At 65.0% G+C, this 6,452-nt stretch carries 6 protein-coding genes; 1 reads left to right on the top strand and 5 read right to left on the bottom strand.

Annotated elements, in window-relative coordinates:
• The 5 genes from nosZ to AZSI13_RS15260 form a co-directional block, all read right to left on the bottom strand.
• The coding region (nosZ, locus tag AZSI13_RS15280) for a Sec-dependent nitrous-oxide reductase (RefSeq protein WP_109042052.1) at positions 1 to 2,162 on the bottom strand (2,162 nt) is incomplete at its 3' end.
• Positions 2,163 to 2,442: 280 nt separating this feature from the next.
• Positions 2,443 to 3,150 carry a Crp/Fnr family transcriptional regulator gene (locus AZSI13_RS15275; protein ID WP_109042051.1) on the bottom strand — a complete coding sequence of 236 codons (708 nt, stop codon included), beginning with the start codon at positions 3,148 to 3,150 and terminating at the stop codon, positions 2,443 to 2,445.
• A gap of 19 nt (positions 3,151 to 3,169) precedes the next feature.
• On the bottom strand, positions 3,170 to 3,493 hold the full coding sequence (locus AZSI13_RS15270; RefSeq protein ID WP_109042050.1) for a helix-turn-helix domain-containing protein: 324 nt from the start codon (positions 3,491 to 3,493) through the stop codon (positions 3,170 to 3,172).
• Positions 3,494 to 3,673: 180 nt separating this feature from the next.
• Complete coding sequence (locus tag AZSI13_RS15265) at positions 3,674 to 4,003, bottom strand: hypothetical protein (RefSeq protein WP_235609795.1); 330 nt, start codon at positions 4,001 to 4,003, stop codon at positions 3,674 to 3,676.
• 13 nt (positions 4,004 to 4,016) lie between these two features.
• A complete protein-coding gene (locus AZSI13_RS15260) occupies positions 4,017 to 4,718 on the bottom strand; it encodes a cytochrome c oxidase subunit 3 family protein (protein ID WP_109042049.1) in 702 nt (233 codons plus the stop codon).
• Between the two features lie 313 nt (positions 4,719 to 5,031).
• On the opposite strand from AZSI13_RS15260, the gene ccoG reads away from it, so the two are divergent.
• Positions 5,032 to 6,420, top strand: coding sequence for a cytochrome c oxidase accessory protein CcoG (gene ccoG, locus AZSI13_RS15255; protein WP_109042048.1), 1,389 nt, complete (start codon positions 5,032 to 5,034; stop codon positions 6,418 to 6,420).
• Positions 6,421 to 6,452 lie beyond the last annotated feature (32 nt).

The following is a 6,452-nucleotide window of genomic DNA, read 5'->3' as shown; positions in this document are numbered from 1 at the left end:
TCTTCATGCTTGGCCTTGGCGTCCTTGATCTTGTTCAGCTGATCAACGGCGTCGTCCATCATGTTCACTACATCCGGGAAGTCCTTGTAATTCACCGAGGTGATATAGCCCACCACCTGGTCGATCACGGTCTGGGTATCGGCGACCTTCTTCAGTTGCTTCTTGTAGTCGTCTTCCGTGTAGATGGCCTTCTCTTCACCGGCCGTCTTGGTCGGCTTCCAGCCCTTCGGCTTGACCAGGAGGTAACCCTGCATCTCCAGGTGCAGCGCGGAGCAGAACTCGGTGCAGTAGTAGGGGTAGACGCCTTCCTTGTCGGCCTTCAGTTTCACCGTGACGGTCTTGCCCGGCTCGACGGACGCATGGACGTTGTAGGTGGAGACGGTGAAGCCGTGGGTCTCGTCCTGGGCCCGTTCCAGGTTGGTCAGGTGGATGGTGATTTCATCCCCCACTTCGGCCTCGATGGTTTCCGGGGTGATGTGGGAACGGATCAGGGTGCCGAAGACCTCGATCTTGTTGCCCTTCTTCACCGTCTTCTCCTCGCCGGCCCGCACGGCGCCGACGCTGGGCTGGTCGGTGCGGCTGTTGGTGCCGACCTTGTAGCGCACGCCGGGCTTCAGCTTGGCTGCGTCGATGGCCACCACGTAGTGGGGCTCGCCGAGGGGAATGGGCATGTCGTAGAGCAGCTGCATCTTGTCGTTGCTGATGTCGATGAGCTGGTGGTTCTGCGGGTGCAGCGGCCCTACCGGGGTGAAGCGGTCGATGGAGAGTTTGTTCATGGCCACCAGGTAGCGGCCCTTCGGGTCCATGGAATCGCCTTCCATGGTCATCAGGTGGCCGACGTTGTAATGCACCGGAATCTTGTCCAGCACCCGGCCCTCGCAGTAGTCCCACTTGGCGATCTGGCTATCCACGTAGAGGGAGGTGTAGGCGACACAGGGCTTGGAGTCGTACTGGGTGTGCAGCGGCCCCAGGCCCACCTGCACGGTCTTGTGCAGGGTGTCCTTCATGCTCAGCACCGGGATGCCGTAGGGGTCCTTGCCTTCCACGTTGCCGGCCTTGATGGCAGCCTGGATCTTCTCCCAGGAATAGACGATGACGTGGGTGTCCAGCTTGCCGGAGACGGTGATGAACTTGCCGTCCGGCGAGACCATGACGCCGTGGGGCGACTTGGGTTCGGGAATGAGGAAGAGGATGCCTTCCTTCACTGCCGTCTCGATGGAGAGCACGTTGTGGCCGTTGATCTTCTTGGCCATGCCCTTGGCCACCAGCTCGGCGGCCTTCTTCCAGTTCACCACGTGCATGTAGTCGGTGTCCTTGGCGGAACAGCCGGCTTCATAGGGCGGGCGGCCCTTCTCGATACCGCCGACGTAACGCTCGGAACAGAAGGAGTTGGTGAAGGACCAGCCGTCGGAAGGCCCCTTGCCGGCGTCGGACAAATCCTGGCTGTAGGGCGGCAGTTCGACGGAGAAGGAGTCCTTGGCCTGGATGCGGCCTTCCTTGCGGTCGAACTTCCAGTAGGTGACGCCGCCCCGGTACTTCTCGTTGAACTCTTCCAGGGGTACGAACTTCTTGTTGTCCAGTGGCGCCGCGTACTGGGCCGCCTCGATGATGTAGTCGGTGTTGGGGGTGACGAAGGCGCCGCCGTGCTCGGAGCGGAAGATGGGGTTGCTGACGATCTGCTTGGTTTCGAAGTCCCGCAGGTCGATCACCGCCAGGCGCGGGTTGGCCTTGTCGTTGATGAAGAGGAACTGGCCGTCGTACTTGCCCTGGGTCTCGGACATGGCCGGGTGGTGGGTGTCGCCCCAGGTGATGTCGCGGCCGTCGATGCGGCCCTGGGCCAGCACCGCCTTGGACTCCTCGTCGTAGCCATAGCCCTGCCAGGGTTCCGGCGTGAACACGCCGATGTACTTGAGGATGCGCATGGAGGGAATGCCATAGACGATCACCTGGCCGGACTGGCCGCCGGAAGAGAAGGCGACGAATTCATCGCGCTTGCCCGTCGGCACATAGGTCTTGGCTGCTGCCACCAGGTCCTGCTGGGACAGGTTGCGGCGTTTCATCACGTCCTGCAGGGATTCAGCCCCGCTGACGCTGCCGGCCCACAGGGTCCCGGCGCCGAGGGCCAGGGCCAGGAGGGCCGCGATGGGTTGTTGAGGTTTCATTGAACGCTCCCCTTTTTGAAGATATGGAGGCGCCTCCTGCTGGAGGCCGCCACAGTGGTCGCCCGGGCCACAAGGCGCCGGGCCGACTGCCGCGCCAGTAAACCACTGGGGCTGGGAGAGGAACGGGGGCAGAAAAACTGATTTCCGATAGTTACAGATCGGTACCGAAATCAAAAAACGCGCTTCGGGCGGCCGACGTCATGGCGGTGGCGGGCAAGGGGGGCCAGGCCGTGCCGTTGGGGCCGGGAGGCGTGTCGGCCGCACGTTGTAGCGGAAGGGCTCAGGCGCTGCGGATCAGGCCGTAGAGGCCGTCGGTGCCGTCGGGCACGGCACTGCACGGGCAGGGGGAAAAGTTCTCCAGGCAGTCGATGCGCGGCAGGTGGTTGATGCGTTGCACCACCCCCTGCTGGATCAGCTTGCGTACTGCCCGGGAGAGGTAGGCCGGGCTGCAGCCGATGCGCCGGGCCAGGATTGCCATGGGCAGGGGCGCTGCCGGCTCCGGCGGGGTCGGCAGCAGGTTGGCGCAGCTCTCGCCGCAGCGCAGGTAGCAGACCAGTCGTTCGGCCACGGAGAAGGCCAGGGTCTTCTCCCGCTCCTGCTCCAGGCGCAGCACGTCGGCGGCGATGCGGGTGGCCAGGCGGCGGCGGAATTCGGGCTGGGTGGCCAGCCAGTGATCCACCAGGTCCAGGTCGATGCGCACCACCGAGGAATAGGTGATGGCCCGCACCTGGTAGCCCGGCGTGAGGACCGTGCCGTAAAGGCATTCGAGGCCGAAGAGGTCCGATTCGGAGAGGATGCGCATGCAGCGCTCGTTGCCCTCCGGCGTGGTGATGAGCAGTTCCATGCGGCCGTGCTGAATGTAGAACAGCCCGGGGTTGGCGCTGCCTTCGAGGACCAGGCGGCCGGGGCCATAGCGTCGCACGCTGACGTGGCGGTCGGCTCGCCCCTGCTCCGTGTTGGCGATGAGGCTAAGCAGCAGATTGCGCATCGGTGCCTCCGGGCCGGCGCTAGGCGCTGCGGGCCAGTTTCCGCTGCAAGGTGCGGCGGTGCATCTTCAGGGTCTTGGCGGCGGCGCTCTTGTTGCCGTGGCATTCCGCCAGCACCTGCTCCAGGAATTGCCGCTCCATCTCCCGCAGGGTCTTGCCCGGGGCGGCGGCAGGGGCCGTGGTCAGGCTTTCCGCCGGCGGGAAGAACGCCGGCCAGGCCGAAAATCCGGCCGCGGGGTCCACGGCGATCAGCCCCGGCAGACGGGCCGCCACTTCCGCCAGGCGGCGGGGCTCCCATTCCCACTCCACGCCGCTGGGTTGTACCAACAGGGCAACGACTTTCATCCTCGGCTCCGATGATGGCTGAACAGCTTCGGAGTAAATCACTCCCCGCAGATGGGTAACAGCCTCAGAGCAACGCAATTTCAATAGGAACAGAAGGCGCTGGCAAGAAAAAAGCCCCAGGGCCGGTGGGTGACCCTGGGGCGATTTTTGCAGGTGCCGGCAGGCGGCAGCGGCGCTGCGTCAGAGGCTGAAGAGGCGGGCCACCGGGCGGCCGAAGAAGGCGGTGAGCAGCAATAGCAGCGGCGTCAGGGCAATGAAGATGCGCAGCAGCCAGGCGATGAAGGGATGGGCCCGGGGCGATTCGATGAAATGGTGGGCCACCAGGGCGCCCTTGCCCCAGAGGATGGCAGCCACCAGCAGGGGCAGCCAGGCGGCGCCGTGGAACCACTCGCCGAGGAAGAGGCTGAGGAAGGTCAGCAGCACCAGGGCCAGCCAGGGCAGCAGCGGCGCCCCGGGCGGCAGGAGGGAGCGGGAGGATGGGGCCGGCGCGGCGGGTGCGTGGGTCGTCATGGGGTGCCCTCCTTCAGGCCAGGACATAGAACAGGGGGAAGAGGATCAGCCAGATGATGTCCGTGGCGTGCCAGTAGCTGGCCAGGGATTCCAGGCCGCTGTGGTCTTCCCGGGTATAGCCGCCGAGCAGCAGGCGCACCAGCACCCAGACCATGCCGAGGATGCCCCAGGAGGCATGTACCAGATGGTTGAAGGTCAGGTAGTAATAGACCGTGTAGAAGATGCCGGCGCTGCCGTCGATGCCGTGGGCCAGGTTGCCGGTGATTTCCACCACCTTGACCACCGGGTAGCCGAGGGCCACCACCAGGGCCGCCACCAGCCAGAACACCGCCTGCCGCCGGGGCCGTCCGGCCCGCAGGGCGGCCACGGAACAGGCCAGGAAGAAGCTGCTGGTAACCATCAGCACGGTGATGGTGGTGCCGGCGGTCTTGTTGAGCAATTCCGAACCGTTGGCGAAGGCTTCCGGGTAATGGGCCCGGGCGATGAAATAGACGGCGAACATCAGGGCGAATTCGATGAATTCGCAGGTGATGCCAACCCAGATGCCCTTGTTGCCGGGAATCCAGCCGGCCGGCCGGGCCTCGGGGGTGGTGCCACTCCCCGGCCCGCCACCTTTGCCGGTGGCAGCGCCAACGCCGATGGCATCGACCGTGTTGATGGCGTCGATAGCATCGATAGCGCCGATGTTGATTTCTGGCTTGATTGCCGCCTCCATCCTGCTTCTCCTCGTTGCCCTGGGCCCGGACCATCCGGGAATGCCGGGCATTCTCCCCCGCGCCGCCGGGCCGCGGCGGGTACAGCCGGGCTGCTTTTCCATGGGAACAGGCGCAGCACCAGTCTGGCACCCGGTGGTAGGGGAATAACTTGATGAAAATCAAAGCGATGGATCGTCAGGGCAGGCTCCGGTCGGGGATCGCAGACGATCTGTTCCTATGGAAAATTGCACTTACTGAATCTGTGCCCAAGTACGGTCGGGTGTTCTACTCGGCGGCATTGGAAATTCTCCTATTGCCCGCGAAAGGCCGACCATGAACAGCAGGAGCAGCAGTACTGTCAGCAAGGTGCAAAGCGCCAAGATCGCCCTGTACCGCAACAAGCGCCAGATTCACCCCCGGGCCGTCAGCGGCCGCTTCAACAGCCTGCGCTGGCTGATGGTCTGGGTCACCCAGATCATCTTCTACGGCGCCTGCTGGCTGGAGTGGGATGGCCGCCAGGCCCTGCTGTTCGACATCGTGCACGAAAAGCTCTACCTCTTCGGCCTGGTGCTGTGGCCCCAGGATGCCCTGCTGCTGGCTCTGGTGCTGATTCTCTCGGCCACCGGCCTGTTCCTCGTCACTGCCGTGGCCGGCCGCCTCTTCTGCGGCTTCGCCTGTCCCCAAACGGTCTACACCAGCATCTTCATGTGGGTGGAGGCCAAGGTGGAAGGCGACCATCTGGCCCGCCTGAAACTGGCCGACCGTCCCCTGGATGGCGACAAGCTGCTGCGCAAGGGCGCCAAGCATGGCCTGTGGCTGGCCATCGCCTTGTGGACCGGCATCACCTTCGTTGGCTACTTCACCCCCATCCGGCAGCTGCTGCCCCACCTGGCGGCCTTCGCCCTGGGCCCCTGGGAGAGCTTCTGGCTGATCTTCTACACCCTGTTCACCTATGTGCAGGCCGGCTTCACCCGGGAGATGGTGTGCCAGCACATGTGCCCCTACTCCCGCTTCCAGGGCGTCATGTTCGATCCGGAAACCCGCAACGTGGCCTACGACGTGGCCCGGGGCGAACCCCGCGGCGCCAAGCGGCAGAGCGGCCAGGGCGACTGCGTCGATTGCGGCATCTGCGTCCAGGTCTGCCCCACCGGCATCGACATCCGCGATGGCCTGCAATACCAGTGCATCAACTGCGGCCTCTGCGTCGATGCCTGCGACACGGTGATGGACAAGGTGGGCAGCCCCCGGGGCCTGATCCGCTTTGCCTCGGAGAACGAGCTGGCCAGCGGCCGGCAGAGCTCCCGCCACTGGAAGCGGCCGCGCCTGGCGGTTTATGGTGCGGTGCTCGGCTTCTTCACCCTCTTCGGTGCCTGGATTCTGTCGGAGCGTTCCCTGCTGCTGGTGGATGTGTTGCGGGACCGGGGTGCCCTGGTGCGGGAAACGGCGGAAGGGGATTTCGAAAATGCCTACACCCTGAAGCTGATGAACCTGGCCGAGCAACCCCGGGAATTCGCGGTGGCGGTGGAAGGCCTGCCGGGCATCCACGTCCAGGGCCAAACCCGCTTCGCCGCCCTGCCGGGCAGTACCACGCCGGTGCACGTTACCGTGGCGGTCCCCGGGCCGGTGGAAAGCCGGGGCATCCAGCCCATCCACTTCCGCATCACCGCCCAGGACGATGCCGCAACCCAGCGCCTGGAAAAGAGCACCTTCGTCCTGCCCTGAGTCCGCCTGATCCGCCGGCCCGTCGTGGCGGG

Source organism: Azospira sp. I13, assembly GCF_003112695.1.
Classification (GTDB): Bacteria; Pseudomonadota; Gammaproteobacteria; order Burkholderiales; family Rhodocyclaceae; genus Azospira.
Note: the sequence above shows the minus strand (reverse complement) of the source record. Positions and strands in the feature narration are given on the sequence as shown.